The sequence below is a fragment of the Streptomyces sp. NBC_00224 genome, from assembly GCF_041435195.1.
Lineage (GTDB): Bacteria > Actinomycetota > Actinomycetes > Streptomycetales > Streptomycetaceae > Streptomyces.
Genome location: NZ_CP108106.1, coordinates 4,002,501 through 4,022,494 on the forward strand (window position 1 = coordinate 4,002,501; position 19,994 = coordinate 4,022,494).

General features: G+C 72.3%; 16 protein-coding genes (1 of these 16 only partly in view). 5 read left to right on the forward strand and 11 right to left on the reverse strand.

Annotated elements, in window-relative coordinates:
- A protein-coding gene (locus tag OG965_RS17750; RefSeq protein WP_371653059.1) for an RDD family protein crosses the window boundary here: on the forward strand, nt 1-670 show its 3' portion. It extends 356 nt beyond the left edge of the window; only the last 670 of its 1,026 coding nucleotides appear in the window; the start codon falls outside the window, past its left edge; it ends in the stop codon at nt 668-670.
- A 72-nt stretch (nt 671-742) separates the two neighbouring features.
- On the opposite strand, the gene OG965_RS17755 is transcribed toward OG965_RS17750, so the two are convergent.
- The 8 genes from OG965_RS17755 to OG965_RS17790 form a co-directional block, all read right to left on the reverse strand.
- Nucleotides 743-1,360 carry a hypothetical protein gene (locus OG965_RS17755; protein ID WP_371653060.1) on the reverse strand — a complete coding sequence of 206 codons (618 nt, stop codon included), beginning with the start codon at nt 1,358-1,360 and terminating at the stop codon, nt 743-745.
- Nucleotides 1,361-1,516: 156 nt separating this feature from the next.
- On the reverse strand, nt 1,517-2,974 hold the full coding sequence (ahcY, locus tag OG965_RS17760) for an adenosylhomocysteinase (protein WP_371653061.1): 1,458 nt from the start codon (nt 2,972-2,974) through the stop codon (nt 1,517-1,519).
- An 834-nt stretch (nt 2,975-3,808) separates the two neighbouring features.
- Entirely contained in the window at nt 3,809-4,774 is a 966-nt protein-coding gene (locus OG965_RS17765) for a cation diffusion facilitator family transporter (protein ID WP_371653062.1), read from the reverse strand.
- Between the two features lie 69 nt (nt 4,775-4,843).
- Nucleotides 4,844-6,010 (reverse strand): mannose-6-phosphate isomerase, class I, encoded by a 1,167-nt coding sequence (gene manA, locus OG965_RS17770; protein WP_371653063.1) that lies wholly within the window; start codon nt 6,008-6,010, stop codon nt 4,844-4,846.
- Between the two features lie 160 nt (nt 6,011-6,170).
- Nucleotides 6,171-7,313: an SIS domain-containing protein gene (locus tag OG965_RS17775; RefSeq protein ID WP_371653064.1), complete on the reverse strand. Its 1,143-nt coding sequence runs from the start codon at nt 7,311-7,313 to the stop codon at nt 6,171-6,173.
- Nucleotides 7,314-7,410: 97 nt separating this feature from the next.
- Nucleotides 7,411-7,593, reverse strand: a complete 183-nt coding sequence (locus OG965_RS17780; RefSeq protein WP_067159781.1) for a Trm112 family protein — start codon at nt 7,591-7,593, stop codon at nt 7,411-7,413.
- 214 nt (nt 7,594-7,807) lie between these two features.
- Entirely contained in the window at nt 7,808-9,169 is a 1,362-nt protein-coding gene (locus OG965_RS17785; RefSeq protein ID WP_371653065.1) for a phosphomannomutase/phosphoglucomutase, read from the reverse strand.
- Nucleotides 9,170-9,424: 255 nt separating this feature from the next.
- On the reverse strand, nt 9,425-9,844 hold the full coding sequence (locus OG965_RS17790; protein WP_067159787.1) for a DUF3499 domain-containing protein: 420 nt from the start codon (nt 9,842-9,844) through the stop codon (nt 9,425-9,427).
- Nucleotides 9,845-10,117: 273 nt separating this feature from the next.
- Here OG965_RS17790 and OG965_RS17795 point away from each other — a divergent pair, with 273 nt between their 5' ends.
- Nucleotides 10,118-10,588 (forward strand): metallopeptidase family protein, encoded by a 471-nt coding sequence (locus tag OG965_RS17795; protein WP_371653066.1) that lies wholly within the window; start codon nt 10,118-10,120, stop codon nt 10,586-10,588.
- A gap of 59 nt (nt 10,589-10,647) precedes the next feature.
- On the opposite strand, the gene OG965_RS17800 is transcribed toward OG965_RS17795, so the two are convergent.
- The 3 genes from OG965_RS17800 to OG965_RS17810 all read right to left on the reverse strand — a co-directional run bounded on the left by OG965_RS17800 (nt 10,648) and on the right by OG965_RS17810 (nt 16,384).
- Nucleotides 10,648-12,219 (reverse strand): DUF5719 family protein, encoded by a 1,572-nt coding sequence (locus OG965_RS17800; protein WP_371653067.1) that lies wholly within the window; start codon nt 12,217-12,219, stop codon nt 10,648-10,650.
- The gene (locus OG965_RS17805; RefSeq protein ID WP_371653068.1) at nt 12,216-15,932 is read right to left on the reverse strand and encodes a glycosyltransferase; all 3,717 of its coding nucleotides are present in this window, start codon (nt 15,930-15,932) and stop codon (nt 12,216-12,218) included. Before OG965_RS17805 ends, OG965_RS17800 begins: the two co-directional genes overlap by 4 nt.
- Before the next feature lie 188 nt (nt 15,933-16,120).
- The gene (locus OG965_RS17810) at nt 16,121-16,384 is read right to left on the reverse strand and encodes a WhiB family transcriptional regulator (RefSeq protein WP_067159810.1); all 264 of its coding nucleotides are present in this window, start codon (nt 16,382-16,384) and stop codon (nt 16,121-16,123) included.
- 671 nt (nt 16,385-17,055) lie between these two features.
- Here OG965_RS17810 and OG965_RS17815 point away from each other — a divergent pair.
- Genes OG965_RS17815 through OG965_RS17825 form a run of 3 tightly spaced genes read left to right on the forward strand, consistent with a single transcriptional unit; the run spans nt 17,056 to nt 19,881 of the window.
- Nucleotides 17,056-17,595, forward strand: a complete 540-nt coding sequence (locus OG965_RS17815; RefSeq protein ID WP_371653069.1) for a cysteine dioxygenase family protein — start codon at nt 17,056-17,058, stop codon at nt 17,593-17,595.
- A 13-nt stretch (nt 17,596-17,608) separates the two neighbouring features.
- Nucleotides 17,609-18,565: a 2-phospho-L-lactate transferase gene (gene cofD, locus OG965_RS17820; RefSeq protein WP_371653070.1), complete on the forward strand. Its 957-nt coding sequence runs from the start codon at nt 17,609-17,611 to the stop codon at nt 18,563-18,565.
- Nucleotides 18,562-19,881, forward strand: coding sequence for a coenzyme F420-0:L-glutamate ligase (locus tag OG965_RS17825; RefSeq protein WP_371653071.1), 1,320 nt, complete (start codon nt 18,562-18,564; stop codon nt 19,879-19,881). Before cofD ends, OG965_RS17825 begins: the two co-directional genes overlap by 4 nt.
- The last annotated feature ends 113 nt before the right edge of the window (nt 19,882-19,994 follow it).

Genomic DNA, 19,994 nt, shown 5'->3' on the forward strand with positions numbered 1-19,994 from the left:
GACCTTCGGGGTCGTCGCCTGCATCGCGTCGCTGGTTTCGGAGCGCGGGCGGCGGATCGGGGATGTGTTCGCGGGGACCCTGGTCGTACGGGAGAGGGTGCCGGTCGGACGGGCCGCTGCCGTGCCGCCTCCTCCGCCTTGGCTGATGGGACGTTTCTCCGGGCTCGATCTGTCGGGGGTGCCGGACGCGCTGTGGCTGGCGGTGCGGCAGTACCTGACGCGGATGGGGCAGCTCGACGCGCAGGTGAGCTGGGCGATGGCGGTCCGGCTGGCCGACGATCTGGTGGCGCGGACAGGGGCGCCGGCGCCGCAGGGCGTGCCTCCGGCCGCGTATCTGGCGGCGGTCATGGCCGAGCGGCAGACGCGGGACGCGCGGCGGGCGTTCGGGACGGGGCGGGCGGCTGGCGGGGCCAGCGGCATCGCCGGAGACAGGGTTTTCGGTACGACGGTGGGCGGGGCCGCGGCCATGGGCGGGGCATCAGCCCCGGGTCCTGCCGCACCGGCGCCTCACGACGCGGCGCACATCGCGGGCGCGCCCGTCTGGGCCGCCGCTCCCCCGCGGACGCCATCCGCGGGCACGGCGTCCGCCCCTTCGGCACCGAAGCCGGGGCCCGAGGCCGGGCCCGAGCCCGGTACCCGGTCCGCAACGGGCTTCGTACCGCCTGCCTAAATCAACTGGCCGGTCCGTCGGCCCCATCCGTCCAGGTCATCTGGCCGCGCCTGCCCGGCGCGCCCGGGCTGCCTACGGCGCCCAGGCCGATGGCGGGCTTTCGAGGGATTCGAGCTCGATTCCGGGAGCCGCGAGGACCACGTCGCCGGCGATGTGGACGACGTGCTGTTCACCCGTGTCCAGGGCGCTGACCTGGTACTCGTCCACGGTCAGGGGGCCGTTGTCAGTGGCGTGCGCTTCACTGTTCACCAAGGCCCAGGACTGGTCGAGGGTGCGGGGGGCGAGGACGGGGTCGGTGAAGGCGACGAGGCGCACGCGGGTCGCGGGGGAACCGGGAGTGAGGCGGAGCAGACGTGCCGTGGCGATGAGAAATGCCGGGGACATGCCGGTGAAGGCGTGGGCGGGGACGTTGCCTTCGGTGGCGTGAGTGCCGGTGGGGTCGGTGCGGACCCAGGTGACGCCGTCGAGGGCGGCGCCGCGCACCTGCCAGCCTCCGGCGTGGAGTTCGAGGCGGATGGGGCGGCCGAGGTCGTCCAGAGCAAGGTCGACGGAGCCGACGGGGTCGCCGGAGGGGGTGGTGATCTGGGAGACGTAGCGCCAGCCGGAGGGGCCGGGCGCGCAGTGGAAGTGTTCTTCGCCGAGGGGGGTGTGGTCGTGCGGATCGTGAAGCGAATACCGGCCGCGGGGCATGGGGTCTGGTGGTCCTCGGGGGCGTAGGGGTGGACCGTTGTACGGAGCGGGGTACGGGGCAGGCCCCCGGCACGGGGGTCCGGGGGCCTGCCTTGTACCGCCGCTCTCGGTACTACGTTCTCGGTACCGCGGCTGTTGAGTCCGTCAGTTGCGGAATCAGTAGCGGTAGTGGTCCGACTTGAACGGGCCCTCGACCTCGACGCCGATGTACGCGGCCTGCTCGGGGCGGAGCGTCGTGAGCTTCACGCCGAGCGAGTCGAGGTGGAGGCGGGCGACCTTCTCGTCGAGGTGCTTGGGCAGCACGTAGACGTCGGTCGGGTACTCCTCGGGCTTGGTGAACAGCTCGATCTGGGCCAGGGTCTGGTCCGCGAACGAGTTGGACATCACGAACGACGGGTGGCCGGTCGCGTTGCCCAGGTTCAGCAGGCGGCCCTCGGAGAGGACGATGAGGACCTTGCCGTCGGCGAACGTCCAGGTGTGGACCTGCGGCTTGACCTCGTCCTTGACGACACCGGGGATCTTGGCCAGGCCGGCCATGTCGATCTCGTTGTCGAAGTGGCCGATGTTTCCGACGATGGCCTGGTGCTTCATCTTGGCCATGTCCGCGGCCATGATGATGTCCTTGTTGCCCGTCGTGGTGACGAAGATGTCGGCCTTGTCGACCACCTCGTCGAGCGTGGTGACCTGGTAGCCGTCCATCGCCGCCTGCAGGGCGCAGATCGGGTCGATCTCAGTGATGATCACTCGGGCGCCCTGGCCGCGCAGGGACTCCGCGCAGCCCTTGCCCACGTCGCCGTAGCCGCAGACGACGGCGGTCTTGCCGCCGATGAGGACGTCGGTGGCGCGGTTGATGCCGTCGATCAGGGAGTGGCGGCAGCCGTACTTGTTGTCGAACTTGGACTTGGTGACCGCGTCGTTGACGTTGATCGCCGGGAAGAGGAGGGTGCCGTCGCGGTGCATCTCGTACAGACGGTGGACACCGGTCGTGGTCTCTTCAGTGACGCCGCGGATCTCGGACGCCAGCTGGGTCCACTTCTGCGGGCTCTCGGAGAGGGTGCGGTTCAGCAGGGTGAGGATGTAGCCGTACTCCTCGCTGTCCGCGGTGGACGGGTCCGGGGCCGCACCGGCCTTCTCGAACTCGACGCCCTTGTGGACCAGGAGCGTGGCGTCACCGCCGTCGTCCAGGATCATGTTCGGGCCGCCGGTCGGGGAGTTCGGCCACGTGAGGGCCTGCTCCGTGCACCACCAGTACTCCTCAAGGGTCTCGCCCTTCCAGGCGAAGACCGGGACGCCCTGGGGGTTCTCGGGGGTGCCGTTCGGGCCGACCGCGATGGCGGCGGCGGCGTGATCCTGGGTGGAGAAGATGTTGCAGGAGGCCCAGCGGACCTCGGCGCCGAGGGCGACGAGGGTCTCGATCAGGACGGCGGTCTGCACCGTCATGTGCAGGGAGCCGGTGACCCGGGCGCCGGCGAGCGGCTGGGTGGCGGCGTACTCCTTGCGGATCGACATCAGGCCGGGCATCTCGTGCTCGGCGAGGTTGATCTCCTTGCGCCCGAAGGCGGCGAGGGAGAGGTCGGCGACCTTGAAGTCCTGGCCGGCGTCGACAGTCGTCATGGCGAGCTGCTCCTCGTGGGTGGGTCGAGGGTGGGTACGGAAGGTCTGTGGGCGCGCCTGAGCATGGCGACGGCCACGCGGGCACCAATGGGGCCCGGGCGGACATCGCGATGTCCGGGTGGACACCGGAGTGTCCGTGGGCACCAAGCGGTGCCCGTCGTGCTCACAGCGCAGTCCGTCGGAGGCCCTCTCTCCCTCGGCCGGTGCGCGTGGCGTACCGACCGACCGCCATCAGCAGCGACGTCTGGCTCTGGTCACGAATCTACACCGATGGCCCAGCCGCCCCCAGCCCGTCCCGGATGGCGCGGTGGCGAAATTCAGGGTCGGGTGCCTTCTCAAAGAAGATCGAGGAGCGGCGGCGAGTGGCCATGAGCGTTGCGGGTGGGGAGGCGGCACCGGCCGCGCATACGGCGGTGGCCGTCGACCGCGTTCCGGTTGGGCGGCTCCGGTGGCAACCGTTGTCGCCGCCGGGACTCCGGGCCGTACCGGGGGCGCTTCCGGCGCGAGCAGTGTCGGCGATTCTCCTGATGAACGCCCCGGCGGCTCCAGGAGTTCCAGCCGATCCCACGCCCCCGAAGGTTCCGACGGCCCCGCAGGTTCCGGCGGCCGCGCCGGCTCCCGCGAAGTCCTCTCCGACTACCTCACCCTGGACACCGTGAAGGTCGCCTGGCAGCGGGCGAGAAGAGGATGGGGCAGTAGTAGACGTGTGGGCGGGGCGGGAAGTCCTCTCCCGCCCCGCCCACACACTCACACCCGCCTACCGGGGCCTCGGCCCCACACCTGCTTCGCAGGTGACAGTGCCGCGTACTCGGCGACCGTACTCAGTGACCGTTCTCAGTGACCCGTGCCGCCCGGCGTGGCCGCCGGGTCCGAGCCCGCTGCGGCTTCCGTCGCGCTGTAGATGTCCGGCTCCAGGTAGATCACCCGGGCGATCGGGACCGCCTCGCGGACGCGGGCCTCGGCCGCGTTGATGGCGTGGGCGACCTCTGCCGCGGTGTCGTCGTGCTGGACGGCGATCTTGGCCGCGACCAGCAGCTCTTCCGGGCCGAGGTGGAGCGTACGCATGTGGATGACGGAGGTGACTGTGTCGCCGTCGACGATCGCCGTACGGATCTTCTCCACCTCCTCCGTACCGGCAGCCTCGCCGAGCAGCAGCGACTTCGTCTCGACCGCCAGGATGAGGGCGATCAGGATCAGCAGCGCGCCGATGCACAGGGTGCCGACGCCGTCCCAGACGCCGTCGCCGGTGGCCAGCGCGAGACTCACGCCGCCGAGGGCGAGGACGAGTCCGATCAGGGCGCCCGCGTCCTCAAGGAGGACCACGGGGAGCTCGGGGGCCTTCGCCCGGCGCACGAACTGCGACCAGGAGAGCGAGCCCCGCGTCTCGTTCGACTCCTTGATGGCCGTACGGAAGGAGAAGCCCTCGGCGATGATCGCGAAGATCAGGACGCCGACGGGCCAGTACCAGGCCTCGATCTCGTGCGGGTGCTTGACCTTCTCGTAGCCCTCGTAGAGGGCGAACATGCCACCCACCGAGAACAGCACGATCGAGACCAGGAAGGCGTAGATGTAACGCTCCCGGCCGTAGCCGAAGGGATGTTGGGGCGTCGCCTCACGCTGTGCCTTCTTGCCGCCGAGCAGCAGCAGGCCCTGGTTGCCCGAGTCCGCCAGCGAGTGGACGCTCTCCGCGAGCATCGACGACGAACCGCTGAAGAGGAACGCCACGAACTTGGCTACCGCAATCGCGAGGTTGGCGCCGAGCGCCGCCACGATCGCCTTGGTTCCGCCTGACGCACTCATACGTGCACGTGTTCCCTTCGTCGGTGTCGCGGCCGCCCAGGTGCCGCCATACGGCCGCACATTGTTGCATCAGGCCACGACAGTGGCGCGAAAAGCAGTGCCTGTTCCAGACAGTTCGGCCTTTTCGCCCGCCCGGACGAAGGCCGCCTGGCCGGGGGCGAGGCGCAGGTCGCCGAGCTCCACCGCACCCGCCGTGCACAGGACGATCTGCGCGGTCCCGGCCGTCAGGTCGGTCGGAGCAGCGCCCTCCGCGCGTACGAAACGGGACAGGCGGAATTCGTCGATCGGGGTGTCGTAGAGCTCCTCGCCCGTCTCCGACGCCTCGGGGCGCAGCACGCCCGGGTCATTGGCCTCGAAGCGGACGACCCGGAGAAGTTCGGGGACGTCCACGTGCTTCGGGGTCAGACCGCAGCGCAGCACATTGTCCGAGTTGGCCATGATCTCCACGCCCATGCCGCTCAGATACGCGTGCGGAATGCCGGCACCGAGAAACAGAGCCTCGCCGGGCTGGAGTTGGACGTAGTTGAGGAGCATGGCCGCGATGACGCCGGGGTCGCCCGGGAAGTGGTGGGCGAGCGAGGCGTAGGCCCGGTAGGCGTCGCCGCCGAGGCGCTCGCAGGCCGCCACGGCCTCGGTCACCGTCGCCGCCATCTCCTGCGGATCGGCGGTCAGTACGGCCGTCAGGACCTCGCGCAGCGCCGCCTCTTCGGGGTGGGCGTGCAGGAGGTCCACGTACGGCTTGAGGGAGTCCACGTCGAGCGCGGCGAGAAGATCCGCGGATTCTTCCGGAGCCCGGAACCCGCACAGGCCTTCGAACGTTGTCAAGGCACAGATCAGTTCGGGCTTGTGGTTGGCGTCCTTGTAATTGCGATGCGGGGCGCCGAGCGGAACGCCCGCGCTTTCCTCGTCCGCGTAACCCCGCTGCGCCTGGGCGAGATTGGGATGCACCTGAAGCGAGAGGGGGGCGCCCGCCGCCAGCAATTTGAGAAGAAAAGGAAGACGGGGGCCGAATTTGGCGACGGCCGCGTCACCGAGTTCCGCCGTCGGGTCCGCCGCGATGACGTCGGAGAGCGGAATCCCGCCCGCACCCCGGTCGATACGGGACGGGGCGCCCGGGTGCGCCCCCATCCACATCTCGGCCTGGGGCTCGCCGGTGGGGGCGTTGCCGAGCAGTTCCGGGATCAGCGTCGTGGAGCCCCAGGCGTAGGGGCGCACGGTGTTGGCGAGACGGTCCATGGTTCGCGTGGTCTCTTTCGCGTGGTCTCGTACGGGTTCGGTCGCCGCTTGCCCCGGCAGCTGTCGGTATCGGTCGTTGTTGGCACCGGTCGCTGTCGGCATCGGTCACCGGTGTCCTCGGCCACCGGCCGCGTCGGCGTCGGGCTGCACCGGCGGCGCCCTATGCGGGGGGCGGTGTCGATGCGAGGGCGAGGTACGCAATCGTGAAGTCCGTGAGGGCGAGGAGTTCCGCCAGGCACTCCAGCTCCGTGCCCTCCTCCGGCTCCAGTTCACTGATCTGCGCCTCGTGGCTCAGGGCGAGTTCGCGCGCGGCCGGGGCGGCGGAGAGGCCGCCCGCCGGGCGGTCGCGCAGCAGGACGACCCGGGCGTGCAGCACCGCGGGCTCTTCCACCCGGTCGCGGAAGAAGTCGTCCGGGTCTGCGCCCTCCCCGAGCGAGCCCGCGAGCAGGATGCCGTGCGACGCGAGCGTCTCCGGCAGCTCGCCGGCGAGTGCGGGGCGGCCCGCGAGCTCGGCCAGTACGGTCGCGAAGCGGCGGCCCGCCGGGGCGGCGCCCTCGCCCTCAGTCCAGACGAGGGGGAGCGAGTCGGCGAGTTCCGTCGCGAGGGTCTTCGCCGGGTTGCTGTACGTGGCGATGGCCGGGCCGCAGCGTTCCGCGGTGCGGTCAAGGCGGTCGGCGATCTTCTCCAGCGTCTCCGGGGGCGCGGCGGTCAGCCCCAGGCGGTCGAGCAGGGCGAGGATGGGGGTGAACAGGGCCCACAGCGCGCTCGGAGAGGCGGCCGGGGTCCTCCCGTCCTCGTACAGCTCGTGCGGGGCCGTCGCCAGCGGCACCACCAGGCCGTGCACCCCGTCGACGGCCTCGGAGAGCGGGGAGCCCTTCGGGGCGACGGCCACGACCGTGCAGCCCCGGCGGTAGGCCTGCTCCGCCAGGAGCGCCAGGCCGGGCTCGCTGCCGTCCGTGGTGGTGATGAGCAGGAGGTCGACCGAGCCCGCCCAGCCCGGGAGGTTCCAGCGCAGGGCGCCCGCCGCTGCGGCCACCCCGGTCGAGACGAGCCGGGCGACCGGCGCGGAGGCTCCGGCCAGCGCCGTGACCAGGTCGGCCACGCCCTCGGCCGCGGTGCCGGGGCCCGCGATGAGCACGGCCCGGGGGCGGCCCTCGGGCTGCAGCTCCGCGATGCCGGCCTCGATGGCGTGCCGGGCGGCGGTACGGACGCGGGCGCCGGCCTCCGCGGCTCCGCGCAGCAGACCGCGGCGGTCCGCGCGGGCCAGGGCTTCCGGCGCGTCGAGCAGCGACTCATCGAGCATGTGCGGCGGCCTCCGGGGCGATCGGGGTTCCGGGTCACTCGGTTCCCGGCTGGTGCGCCGGGCGGGGTCTGCGGGACGGAGTCCGCGCGGGGCGGGGTTACGCCGGGCGGCGGGCCTCGTCCACGAGGAGTACGGGGATGCCGTCGCGGACCGGGTACGCAAGGCCGCAGTCCGCGCCGGTGCAGACCAGCTCGGGCGTCTCCTCGGCCGTGGCGTCCTTGAGCGGGGCGTGGCACGCGGGGCAGGCGAGGATGTCGAGGAGGCCGGCTTCGAGCGGCATGGAGGTCCTTCCGGAACGTCTTCGTCGTCTTCGTATACGTGGATCGGGTGCCTGGATCAGGCCTTGTCACCCTACCGCCGGGGTGCGGTACGGGCTCCCCGGGTGGCCTGGCCTGACCGCTGGTGGCGGCGGACGCCGGGTGCCGGCCCGCCAGGCCGCCGGGACGAGTCCCGCCGGGCGGCCAGGAACCGAGCCCCGGCCGTCCGGCGCGGGATTACGCCCGTACCAGCGCCAGGACCTCGTCCCGCAGCTTCGCCATCGTCGGTTCGTCACGCGCCTCGACGTTCAGCCGCAGGAGGGGCTCGGTGTTGGAGGGGCGCAGGTTGAACCACCAGTCGGCCGTGGAGACCGTCAGGCCGTCCAGCTCGTCCGTGGTGACGCCCTGCCGCGTCGCGAAGGCCTCGCGGACCGCCTCCGTACGGGCGGTCTGGTCGGTCACCGTCGAGTTGATCTCGCCCGAGCCCGTGTAGCGGTCGTACGCCGCCAGCAGACGGGAGAGCGGGGCCTTCTGGGTGCCCAGGGCGGCCAGGACGTGCAGGGCCGCCAGCATGCCGGTGTCGGCGTTCCAGAAGTCCTTGAAGTAGTAGTGCGCGGAGTGCTCGCCGCCGAAGATCGCGCCCGAACGCGCCATCTCCTGCTTGATGAACGAGTGGCCGACCCGCGTGCGGACCGGGATGCCGCCGTTCTCGCGGACGACCTCCGGGACGGACCAGGAGGTGATCAGGTTGTGGATCACCGTTCCGCCCGGGTGCTTGGCCAGCTCACGGGCCGCCACCAGCGCGGTCACGGCGGACGGGGAGACTCCCTCGCCGCGCTCGTCCACCACGAAGCAGCGGTCGGCGTCGCCGTCGAAGGCGATGCCCAGGTCGGCGCCCTCGGCGCGGACGCGCTCCTGGAGGTCGACGATGTTGGCGGGGTCGAGGGGGTTGGCCTCGTGGTTGGGGAAGGTGCCGTCGAGCTCGAAGTACATCGGCACCAGCGTCAGCGGCAGACCGTCGAAGACGGTGGGGACCGTGTGGCCGCCCATGCCGTTGCCCGCGTCCACGACGACCTTGAGGGGACGGATGCCGGAGACGTCGACCAGGGACTTGAGGTGGGCGGCGTAGTCCACGAGCGTGTCGCGCTCGTCGAGTGTGCCGGCCGTCGCCGCCGCTTCCGGGGCGCCCGACTCCGACCAGGCCTCGACCAGGGCGCGGATGTCGGCCAGGCCCGTGTCCTGGCCGACCGGGGCGGCGCCCGCGCGGCAGAGCTTGATGCCGTTGTACTGGGCCGGGTTGTGGGACGCCGTGAACATGGCGCCGGGCAGGTTCAGCTTCCCGGACGCGTAGTACAGCTGGTCCGTGGAGCACAGGCCGATCAGGGTGACATCCGCGCCCTGGCGGGCCGCGCCGCGCGCGAACGCCGCCGACAGGCCGGGCGACGAGGGGCGCATGTCGTGCCCGACCACGATCGCGTCGGCGCCCGTCACCCGTACGAAAGCCGCTCCGAACAGCTCGGCCAGAGACTCGTCCCACTGATCCGGCACCACCCCGCGGACGTCGTACGCCTTCACGATCTGCGACAGATCAGCAGTCACGGCCCAACCCTTCTGAAATCACCTGCGGAGACATCCTGCGGAGACATGCGGCCCCCTGGACCGAGGCTACCGGCTGGGGCTGTCAGGGCTGCGGCGCCTGTGGACAACTCGATGCCCGTGGAGAACGCGGGCCTGTGGAGAGCGTGCGCCTCTGGAGAACGCGGGGCCTGCGGAGGACTCCGGAGCGGTCGGCCCGTGAAGGTCAGGGCTCGCATTGCCCGGCCCCCGTCCCAAGCGGCCGGCCCGCTCGGCCCCTCAGGGCTCCGGGGAGCGCAGGACCCGGAGGTGGCCTCGACGGGCGACCTCCATGGGGTCGGCCGCGCGGGCGCCGCCGGCCTCGGCGGCGCGTTCGTGCGGGCGGGCCGCTTCCCGTACCGCGTTGGCAAGCGCTTCCAGATCGTCGCCGCTGGGGCGGCTCGGGGCGGAGGCGTCGGTGAGGCGGACGACCTCCCAGCCGCGGGGCGCGGTGAGGCGCTCACTGTGCTCGGCGCACAGGTCATAGCAATGGGGCTCGGCATAGGTGGCGAGCGGGCCGAGGACTGCGGTCGAGTCCGCGTAGACGTACGTCAGTGTCGCGACGGCAGGGCGGCCGCACGCAGTGCGCGAACAGCGACGTACAGGGCTCACGACGTTGGACGGTACCGCACTCTTGAGCGGGCCGCGACGACTCTCCACCGGGTCACTCCACCGTGTCGCGGTGTGAGCTCGGGCACAGCGGCGCCGTGAGCAACTGGGCTGACCTGCACGGGAAGAGGGCCGCACGGTCTGTGACCGGACCGATTACGTTCCGTACTTGGGAATCTTCCGGTCAAACGACGCGAAAACCACTGTCTCGTATGGGCCGGTAATCGCTCTCAAGCGAGAGGGAAACGGTCATCCCGCGACATGCCGTGGAACGGGCCGCCGCCGCGATCGCACGGCGCTCCGGAGGGCTACGCTGCGTCAGTGATGGACAGTTCCAGTTCCGGCATCGGCTCCGGCCCCGACTCCGTACCGGCCGGCCCGCGGCCCCGCCGCCGCGACCGGCACGGGAGGGGCATGCGCGGACCCGTGGCCCCGCCGCAGGTGCCGCTCTCGGCGAGCCGTGCGGAGAGCTTCCGCGATCTGGTGCGGGACTCGGTGGAGCGGCTGGAGCGGCGCTGGCCACAGCTGGCCGACGTCGACTTCCTCGTCTCCGACGTGCCGCTGCCCGAGTCCGACGACGACGGGTGGAGCGACGAGGCCGTACCGCTGGGCCGCGCGCTGCCCGCCTCCAAGGGCTCGCCCGCGCGGATCATCGTCTACCGGCGGCCCGTCGAGATCCGCACCAAGAGCCGGGACGAACGGGCCCTGCTCGTCCACGAGGTCGTGGTCGAGCAGGTCGCCGAACTCCTCGGTCTCGCACCGGAGTCGGTCGATCCCCGCTACGGACAGGACTGAACCGGCAGGACCGAACGGACAAGACTGAACGGACAGGGCCGACCGGACCGGATCCGTCCTCAGTCGTCCAGTACCGACAGGTCCTGCTTCGCCGCCGGGACCGCCACCGTCCCCTTGTCGTCGGGGAGCGTCTGCACGGTGAACATCGGGATGCCGTCCTGCGGCAGCGCCAGCGTTCGGGAGGCGTAGACCGGGCCGCTGCCCGGCTGGGTCTCGACCGTCAGCGCGTACGAGCCCTTGAGCCCGGACGGGACCGGGGGCTCGACCGCCAGCGTGGTGCCGGCCTTCACGGTGTACGTCTTGGTCTGCGGCTCGCCGCCCTCGGTACCGGGCGACGCGGTGACCTTGACCGTGGCGGCGGCGCTCGGCGCGGTGAAGGCCAGCGTCGAGCCCTTGGCCCGGTTGTCGGCGGCCGTGGACCGGTCGCCGACGGGCTCGGTGGCCGGAATGTATGCGGTCTCCTGCTTGTCACCCGTGCCGCGCACTACGCGCAGCGCCGCCACGATGGGCGTTTTCCCGCCATCCGAAGTCGGGGCGAGCAACAGGGAACCCGCCTCACCCCTCGTAACGTTCTTCAGATCAAAGGACGCCGTCATCCCCGACTTCACGTGGACGGTGTCCAGACCAGCAGGGGTGAAGCTGCCGCCCGCACCGGCCAGCCGCACCTTGAGATCGGCGTCGTCGGCGCCCTTGGCGTACACCACCAGGCGTACGTCGGTGGCGTCGCCCGGGATGCCCGGGAGGACCTGGCTCGCCGCCGGGTCGGCCGACGCGGACAGCCAGTCCGCGCCCGCCTTCGCGTCCGATGCCTGCACGACCGCCCCGACCCGGCCGGAGCGGGTCGTGACGTGAACGGTCAGGTCATCGGCCGCCGCCGAGGTCAACGTTGACAACAGAACAGGGACGCTGGATTTCGCGGGGACCGTAATGCCCTCCCCCACCTCCGACTTGATGACGCCGTCCTTGCCGAACAGCTCGATGTCGGCGACCGCCGCGGTGTCGTCGGGGTTGGTCAGATGGACGTAGTCCTGACGGGTCTTGGCGGTGGAAGCGCCGGGGAACCAGAAGTCGGTGTCGGGTTCGGTGCAGCGGGTGCCGAGCACCGCGCGCGTGTCGCCCGCCGAGACCACCGTGGTCTGCTGCGCCGCCCAGCCGGGCGCGAGCGGGCCGTCGGCGGACCCGGCGAGCGCGGGTGCGTCGGAGCCGTCGGCCGTGGCCGACGCGGGCTTGCCGGGCTCCTTGAGGGTGACGACCGCCTTGTTGGGGTCGGGCTTCTCGGGGGTCTTCCCCTTCTTGCCCTTCTTGTCCTTGTCCGTCTTGTCGGTGGACTTGGCGGGGGTGCCGTCGGTGAGCGGGGTGACGGCGGGCTTGAGCACGGCGCTGCCGGCCGTGCCCGCCTTGGCGCCCGCGTCGCCGCTGCCCTTCGGGGTGTACGTGGTGTACGTGGTCTCCGCCAGGTCGGACAGGCTGGGCGCCGGGCACAGCAGGCTGGAGCGCTCGACGGGCAGCCGGGCCGGACCCTTCGCATCGGCCTTCGCCGAGTCGCCGCCCGGCGCGGTGACGGCCGCGAAGCCGGTTACAGCGGCGAGGGCGACGGCGGCCGCGATCAGGGAGAGGGTGCTGCGGTTCACTGGTTGCTCCCGTCGGGGCGGTGCGGCTGCTCGGTGTCGTGGCCCTGGCCGTCATGGCTCTGGCCGGGGATGCGGCCGCCCTCGCCCTGCCCCTGGCCGGGGGCCTGCTCCCCGCCGTAGCCATAGCCGTAGGGGTCGTACGCGGGCTCCTGCGGCGGGTACTGCTGCTGCTGTTGGTACGGGTCGTACTGCTGGTACTGCTGCTGGTACGGGTCGTACTGCTGCTGCGGGTACTCGGCGTTGGTGTACGCCGTCTCGTCCCACTGTCCGTAGGACTGCTGCTGCGGCACTTCGGCGTACTGGGCGGTCGCGTACGGGTCGTGCTCGGGGGCCGTGGGCGCGGAGGCCGGCGGGGGCGGGAAGTCCTGGCCGGCCGGGCCTTCGGGCTCCGCCGTCGGCTCGGCGTCGGCGGCCTCGGCCTCCGCCTGGGCGCGCAGGCGGCGGGCCCGGCGGCCCTCGCCGTCCCGGGCCGGGGGCAGCACCGGCTGCTCCTCCTCGGGCAGGTCGTCGTCGATCCGGCGGCGACGGCCCGGCAGGGCGAGCACGACGAGCACCAGGGCGAGGAGCGACTGGGCCCAGATCCACGCGGTGTGCGTGAAGGGGGCGTCGTAGGTGATGTCCAGGCGGCCGCCGTCGGCGGGGAGTTGGAAGCCCTGGGCCCAGCCGTCGACGGTGGTCTTCTTCAGCGGCTTGCCGCCGAGGGTCGCGGTCCAGCCGGGCGCGGCACGGTCGGCGAGGCGCAGGACGCGGTCGACCGGACCGGCCGGGATCTTGGTGTGGACGTCGACCGGGTCGGCGGCGACGGCCACCGGCTCGGCGGCGCCGCCGGCCTGTGCCGACCCCGTCTGGGCCCCGGCGGAGGCGGCGGGCGGCACGATGACGGCGCGGGCGACCTGCCGGTCGACGCGCCACAGCGCGCTGCCGTCGAGCTGGCTCAGTCGGCTGAGGCCGGGGGTGGTGTCCAGGACCCGGCCGAAGGTGCGGGGCGCTCCGTCGCGTACCAGTACATAGCGCACGGCGAAGCCGCTGAGCTGGGAGGACTGGTCGGCGCCGGAGCCGGCGACCAGGTTGGCGACGACCTTGTCCAGGCGGGGGTCGCTGCCGCCGGAGGCGGCGAGTTCGGCGTCGCCGAGGCGGCCGCCGGAGCCGCGGACCAGGGTGTAGGAGACCTTGGCGGCCGAGGCGCCGCCCAGGACGAGGGTGCGGGCCTGGTCGCGGGTGCCGCTCTCCTCCGCGACGAACGCGGGCACCTGCACCGGGTCGCGGCGCTCCAGCGGCCCGTCGGCGCCGCTCAGCATCCAGCCGCCCGCCGCGATCAGCGGAGCGACCGCGGCGGCCAGGGCGATCAGTGCGGCGACCGGCTGGCGCCAGCCGAAGCCGTGGGCGGCGACGCGCTCCTTGGCGCCTTCGGCGCCGAGTACGGCGGCGGCGATCAGGGCGAGGCCGTAGACGAGGGTGGCCGGGCCCGCCCAGCCGCTGTTGTTGGAGAGGGCGGCGAAGAGGAAGCCGGTGAGGGCGACGGCCCAGGCGGTGCGGATCGCGAACTCCCGCTCCCCGCGCAGCAGGGCGGCGAGCGCCGCCAGCACGAAGCCGACGAGGAGCAGGCCGCCGACGGTCTTGGGGCCGCCGGGGCTCGCGCCGAGCAGGTCGAGCGCGGAGGCCGAGCCCTTGCCGTACTCCAGACCGGCCTCGCGGAAGAAGCCGGACGGGCCGGTGAGCAGGGTCAGCGACCAGGGGGCGAGGATCAGGAGGGGGGTGCCGACGGCGGCGAGGAAGCGCAGACCGTAAGCGGTGATGTCGTCGCGGCGCAGCACCAGGACGACGGCTCCGAGGAGCGCGGCGACGGGCCAGACGACGGGGGTGAACGCCATGGCGCTGGTGAGCAGCAGCGCGTACGTCCAGGTGGCGCGCCAGCTGCCGCGGCCCTCGCCGCGGAACCCGGCGGCGGTGACGCCCGCGCGGGCGATCAGCGGCAGGAGTACGGCGAGGACGGCGGTGCCCAGACGGCCGGTGGCGAGGGCGCCGGTGGCGGCAGGCAGGAGGGCGTAGGCGACGGCCGCCCAGGCGCGCAGCAGGCGCGACTCGACGAGAGGGCGCGAGGCGAAGTAGGCGGTGAGTCCGGCCAGCGGGACCGAGCAGACGAGCAGCAGGGTCAGGGCGAAGCCGGTGGAGCCGAAGCAGAGGGCGGCGAGGGCGGCGATGGCCGCGAGGTAGGGCGGGGCGGTCTGGGTGCCGCCGGTGCCGATGGGGTGCCAGGCGTCCGCGTAGCGGCCCCACAGGTCGCCGACGCCCGAGGGCGCGGGCAGCAGGGCGCCGCCGGAGAGGGCGCCGCCGCCGAGCAGTTCGCGGCAGGCGGCCAGCGAGATCAGCAGGAGCAGGGCGAACAGGACGGGCGCGGGTTTGCGGGCGATCTTCTTCAGCCGCGCGAACTGCTCGATCTCCAGGAAGTCGGCGTCGTCTCCGCCGGGGCCGGATTCGACGGCGCCGTGCCGGGAGCCGCCGGTGTCCTCGGCCCCGGCGCCGAGCCCGGCGGCGACCTGTTCGACGGTGGCGCGGACGGTGGCTCCGGGCGGCGGGAAGAGCGGCCGCAGCTCGCTCGCCTCCACCCCGCTCTTGCCGCGTCTGCGCCGTCCGGCGAGGATCCGGCCGGGCCGCAGCAGGGTCGCGGACAGGCCCATGATCTCGTCGACGGCCTGGCCGGGCGCCTTGCCCAGCAGATAGGCGAGGGTGCGCAGTACGGTGCCGACGACGATGCGCAGGAACACGTAGGGCAGCGCGGCGGGGCGCGAGTTGACGAGCATCGTGTAGACGGCGCCCGCCTTGTCGACCCGGTGCGGGTCGACGGCGGAGCGGCCCGCGCAGTCGACGGTGCGGCGCTCGCGGGCGGCGGCCTCGGCGTGCCGTACGACGGCTTCGGGGGCGACGAGGACGGAGTGCCCGGCGGCGTGCGCGCGCCAGCACAGGTCGACGTCGTCGCGCATCAGCGGCAGCCGCCGGTCGAAGCCGCCGAGCTCCTCCCACACGTCGCGGCGGATCAGCATGCCGGCGGAGGACACGGACAGGACCGGGCGGACCTGGTCGTGCTGGCCCTGGTCCTGCTCACGCCGGTCCAGGCCGGTCCAGCGGCGGCCGCTGCGGGCGATGGAGACGCCCACTTCGAGCAGCTGCTTGCGGTCGTACCAGCCGCGCAGTTTGGGGCCGACGATCGCGGCGTAGGCGTCGGAGTCGGCGACGCGCAGCAGTTCGGCGAGGGCGTCGGGCGCGGGGGCGCAGTCGTCGTGCAGCAGCCAGAGCCACTGGACGGGCTCGCCGTGCGGCAGTTCGGGCAGGTCGTAGGTGTCGTCGCGCCAGCTGCGCGAGACGGGGTCCCAGCCGCTGGGCCGCTTCAGGTACGGGAGCTCCTCCGGGCCGAGCACCCCCGCGGAGCGGACGGCCTCGTCGACGGCGGCGCCGAAGCCGGTGCGGCGCGCGAGGTGCAGGACGCGGTCGGCGCCCAGGGCCTCGGTGACCAGGCGGGCGGAGTCGTCGGCGCTGCCGGTGTCGGCCGCGTACGCGCTCTGTACGGGGCGTTCCTGGCCGAGCAGGCCGGCCAGGGCGTCGGGCAGCCAGCGCGCACCGTCGTGCGAGACGAGCACGGCGGTGACGACGTGTCTGGGGAACTCGGGGGTCGCGGCCTCGGAGTACGGGGCAGTCGACTGGCTGTGCACGGACATCGAGGTACGGGCCCCTCCGGCCGGGGTCCGGGGGTTGGGGGCCCCGGAGGCTGCTGTGCTGACTGGCAGCGCCCCACACTAATGGCTGGGGAACGCGGCAGTCCGCCGCCTGCGGAGGCCGGGTGGAGCCGGAGGAGGCCCGGACGGGGTCCGTAGAGGGTCCGGAGGGGGCAAAGCCCCCGAAAAAACTAGACCGCCGCCTTCTTCAGGCGGCGGCGTTCCCGTTCGGACAGTCCGCCCCAGATGCCGAATCGTTCGTCATTCGCGAGGGCGTATTCGAGGCACTCGGAGCGGACTTCACAGGCGAGGCAGACCTTCTTGGCCTCCCGGGTGGAGCCGCCCTTCTCGGGAAAGAAGGACTCGGGGTCGGTCTGGGCGCACAACGCGCGCTCCTGCCAGCCGAGTTCTTCGTCCACATCGTCGACCAGCAGCTCCTGGAACACCTCGGTCATGTGCACCCCTCGTCTGTCTTTGCTGCCCCGTGATGCTGCCGTTACCGATTTCGGGCGAACGACACGAGTGAAATTACAAGTGTGCGGATCCGGGCCAGTCAAGCCGAGATCTGCTATTGGGCCCCGTATTCACTCTGCGGAACCAAGGCTATACGGAAAGTGTTCAAATCGGCAAAAACCATGACACATGCCAATGGCTCAATCGCTCTTCCCTCACCTGCCCAGAGAAGACGAGTCGAATATCGATCTTGTTGCGTCCGGGCGGCGGAAGCGACTGGGATCACAGTCCGGTCACGAGAACACAACGGCGTTTGCACGCACGGTTGCAGCGCCACATCTCCGGCAGTGCCTGTGCACAAACCTTTCTCCGTACGCAGTAACCGGATGAGGTGAAACATTGCGGCCAAATCGGGTATTGAGTTGACAGCTCGGCTCTTCTTGGTCACCTTTGATTGCATGCCAGCGACCACAGCACTCTTCGCGACCCACGTCCGTGGGTTCCGCAGTGCTGTCCAGGCGCGCTGTTGCTGTTCCAGCTGTTGATGCCGTAGCGCTCCAGCCTTCTCCGCGTTCTTCCCGGCCCTTCGGGCCGCTCGCGCACCCACGCGCACACGCCTTTGCGACACCCCCGCACTGCTTCCTGCAGTTACTGCCGAGGAACCACCGCACCCATGAACAGCGACAGCGACCTTCAGATCGCCGGCGACCTCCTTGAGGTCCTGCACCTCCTCCAGCCCGCCCGCGAGCACCCGAGCACCGTCGCCGACTTCGTCGGCCTGGCCCGCTCCCTCGCGGCCGACCGCACCCAGTGGGAGCCGCTCGTCCAGTACGACGCGACCAGCCGCTGGTACCACCGGCTGCGCACGGTTCCCCAAGCTCTCGGCTCCGCTCGAACAGGGGAGACCCCAATCGGCTACGAGGTCTGGCTGCTGTCCTGGGTGCCCGGGCAGCGCAGCGGGCTGCACGACCACGGCGCCTCCTCGGGCGTACTGACCGTGCTCCAGGGCGAGTTGACCGAGCGCACCGAGCGCGGCACCCGCGCCCTGGGCGCCGGGGCCCAGCGCGTCTTCGCGCCCGGCTACGTCCACGAGGTCGTCAACGACTCCCTGGAACCGGCCGTGAGCCTGCACATCTACTACCCCGGCCTGACCGACATGCCGATGCACGCCAGCCAGTCCACAGCCGCCGCCCAGGATGTCGTACCCGCCTGACACACTGCTGTACATGCGCATTGTGGTTCTGGCCGGCGGCATCGGCGGTGCCCGTTTCCTGCGCGGCCTCAAACAGGCCGCGCCGGACGCGGACATCACGGTGATCGGCAACACCGGTGACGACATTCATCTGTTCGGGCTGAAGGTCTGCCCCGACCTCGACACGGTGATGTACACCCTGGGCGGTGGCATCAACGAGGAGCAGGGCTGGGGCAGGACCGACGAGTCCTTCCACGTCAAGGAGGAGCTCGCGGCGTACGGGGTGGGACCCGAGTGGTTCGGCCTGGGCGACCGCGACTTCGCGACCCACATCGTCCGTACGCAGATGCTCGGCGCGGGCTATCCGCTGAGCGCGGTCACGGAGGCGCTCTGCGCCCGCTGGCAGCCGGGCGTCCGGCTGATCCCGATGTCCGACGACCGCGTCGAGACGCATGTGGCGGTCGAGGTCGACGGGGAGCGGAAGGTCATCCACTTCCAGGAGTACTGGGTGAAGCTGCGGGCGTCCCTGGAGGCGACGGCCGTGGTGCCGGTCGGGGCCGACCAGGCCAAGCCCGCGCCCGGCGTCCTGGAGGCCATCGCCGACGCCGACGTGATCCTCTTCCCGCCGTCCAACCCGGTCGTCAGCGTCGGCACCATCCTGGCCGTGCCCGGCATCCGCGAGGCGATCGCGGAGGCGGGCGTTCCGGTGGTCGGGCTCTCCCCGATCGTCGGGGGCGCTCCGGTGCGGGGCATGGCGGACAAGGTGCTGGCCGCCGTCGGCGTCGAGTCGACGGCCGCGGCGGTCGCCGAGCACTACGGGTCGGGACTGCTCGACGGCTGGCTGGTCGACACGGCCGACGAGACCGCCGTGGACCGGGTCGAGGCGGCGGGCATCCGCTGCCGCGCGGTCCCGCTGATGATGACGGACCTGGACGCGACGGCGGCGATGGCGCGCGAGGCGCTGACGCTGGCCGAGGAGGTGCGCGCGTGACCACCGACTCCACGAACACCCCTCCCTCGTACCGCGTACGGGCCCTCGGCGGCATACCGGAGGTGCAGGCCGGGGACGATCTCGCGAAGCTCATCGCGGGGGCCGCGCCCGACCTCGTCGACGGGGACGTCCTGCTGGTCACCTCGAAGATCGTCTCCAAGGCGGAGGGGCGGATCGTCGAGGCGGCCGACCGGGAGGCGGCGATCGACGCCGAGACGGTACGGGTGGTGGCCCGGCGTGGCGCCCTGCGCATCGTCGAGAACCGGCAGGGCCTGATCATGGCCGCCGCCGGGGTCGACGCCTCCAACACCCCCGCCGGGACCGTGCTGTTGCTGCCCGAGGACCCCGACTCCTCGGCCGAGGCGATCCGGTCCGGGATCCGGGCAGCGCTCGGCGTCGAGGTGGGCGTCCTGGTGACGGACACCTTCGGGCGGCCGTGGCGCGCCGGGCTCACCGACGTGGCGATCGGCGCCGCGGGCGTGCGCGTCCTCGACGACCTGCGCGGCGGCACGGACACGCACGGCAACGAGCTGAACGCGACCGTCGTGGCCAGCGCCGACGAACTGGCCGCCGCGGGCGACCTGGTCAAGGGCAAGGCCGCCGGCTTCCCGGTCGCGGTGGTCAGCGGCCTGGCGCACCTCGTCTCGGCGGACGCCGAGGACGGCACCCGGCCGCTGGTGCGGGGCGCGGCCGACGACATGTTCCGCCTGGGCACCTCGGAGGCGATCCGGACGGCGGTGACCCAGCGGCGTACGGTCCGGGCGTTCGCCGACGAGCCCGTGGACCCGGGCGCGGTGCGCCGCGCGGTGGCCGCCGCCGTCACGGCCCCGGCGCCGCACCACACCACTCCCTGGCGGTTCGTGCTGCTGGAGTCCGAGGAGTCGCGGGTGCGTCTCCTCGACGCGATGCGGGACGCGTGGATCGCCGACCTGCGGCGCGACGGCAAGTCCGAGGAGTTCGTCGCCAAGCGGGTGCGCCGGGGCCAAGTCCTGCGCGACGCGCCGTACTTGGTGGTGCCCTGCCTGGTGATGGACGGCTCGCACACCTACGGCGACGCCCGCCGGGACGCGGCCGAGCGCGAGATGTTCGTAGTCGCCACGGGCGCGGGCGTGCAGAACTTCCTGGTGGCGCTCACGGGCGAGCGGCTCGGCTCGGCGTGGGTGTCGTCCACGATGTTCTGCCGCGATGTCGTACGGGAGGTCCTCGGCCTGCCCGACAACTGGGACCCGATGGGCGCGGTGGCGGTCGGCCGCCCGGCCGAGGAGCCGAAGGAGCGGCCCGGGCGGGTGGCGGACGCGTTCATCGAGGTGCGGTGACGGCAGCGAGGGCGGGGCGCGGGGCGTTCGGGCTGCGTCGGGTTGTCGCGCGGCTGCGGGCCGTCCTGGGCTGAGCGCGCGGTTCCCCGCGCCCCCAGGGGGCGGTGGTTGCC

Excerpts from the sequence above, each read along its gene's own strand:
- OG965_RS17780 (WP_067159781.1), bottom strand. The coding sequence starts at position 7,593 with ATGCCGCTCGAAGCCGGCCTCCTCGACATCCTCGCCTGCCCCGCGTGC.
- manA (WP_371653063.1), bottom strand. The coding sequence starts at position 6,010 with ATGGACCGTCTCGCCAACACCGTGCGCCCCTACGCCTGGGGCTCCACG.
- OG965_RS17795 (WP_371653066.1), top strand. The coding sequence starts at position 10,118 with ATGGACAGTTCCAGTTCCGGCATCGGCTCCGGCCCCGACTCCGTACCG.
- cofD (WP_371653070.1), top strand. The coding sequence starts at position 17,609 with ATGCGCATTGTGGTTCTGGCCGGCGGCATCGGCGGTGCCCGTTTCCTG.
- OG965_RS17805 (WP_371653068.1), bottom strand. The coding sequence starts at position 15,932 with ATGTCCGTGCACAGCCAGTCGACTGCCCCGTACTCCGAGGCCGCGACC.
- OG965_RS17775 (WP_371653064.1), bottom strand. The coding sequence starts at position 7,313 with ATGCTCGATGAGTCGCTGCTCGACGCGCCGGAAGCCCTGGCCCGCGCG.
- OG965_RS17810 (WP_067159810.1), bottom strand. The coding sequence starts at position 16,384 with ATGACCGAGGTGTTCCAGGAGCTGCTGGTCGACGATGTGGACGAAGAA.
- OG965_RS17765 (WP_371653062.1), bottom strand. The coding sequence starts at position 4,774 with ATGAGTGCGTCAGGCGGAACCAAGGCGATCGTGGCGGCGCTCGGCGCC.
- OG965_RS17755 (WP_371653060.1), bottom strand. The coding sequence starts at position 1,360 with ATGCCCCGCGGCCGGTATTCGCTTCACGATCCGCACGACCACACCCCC.
- OG965_RS17815 (WP_371653069.1), top strand. The coding sequence starts at position 17,056 with ATGAACAGCGACAGCGACCTTCAGATCGCCGGCGACCTCCTTGAGGTC.
- ahcY (WP_371653061.1), bottom strand. The coding sequence starts at position 2,974 with ATGACGACTGTCGACGCCGGCCAGGACTTCAAGGTCGCCGACCTCTCC.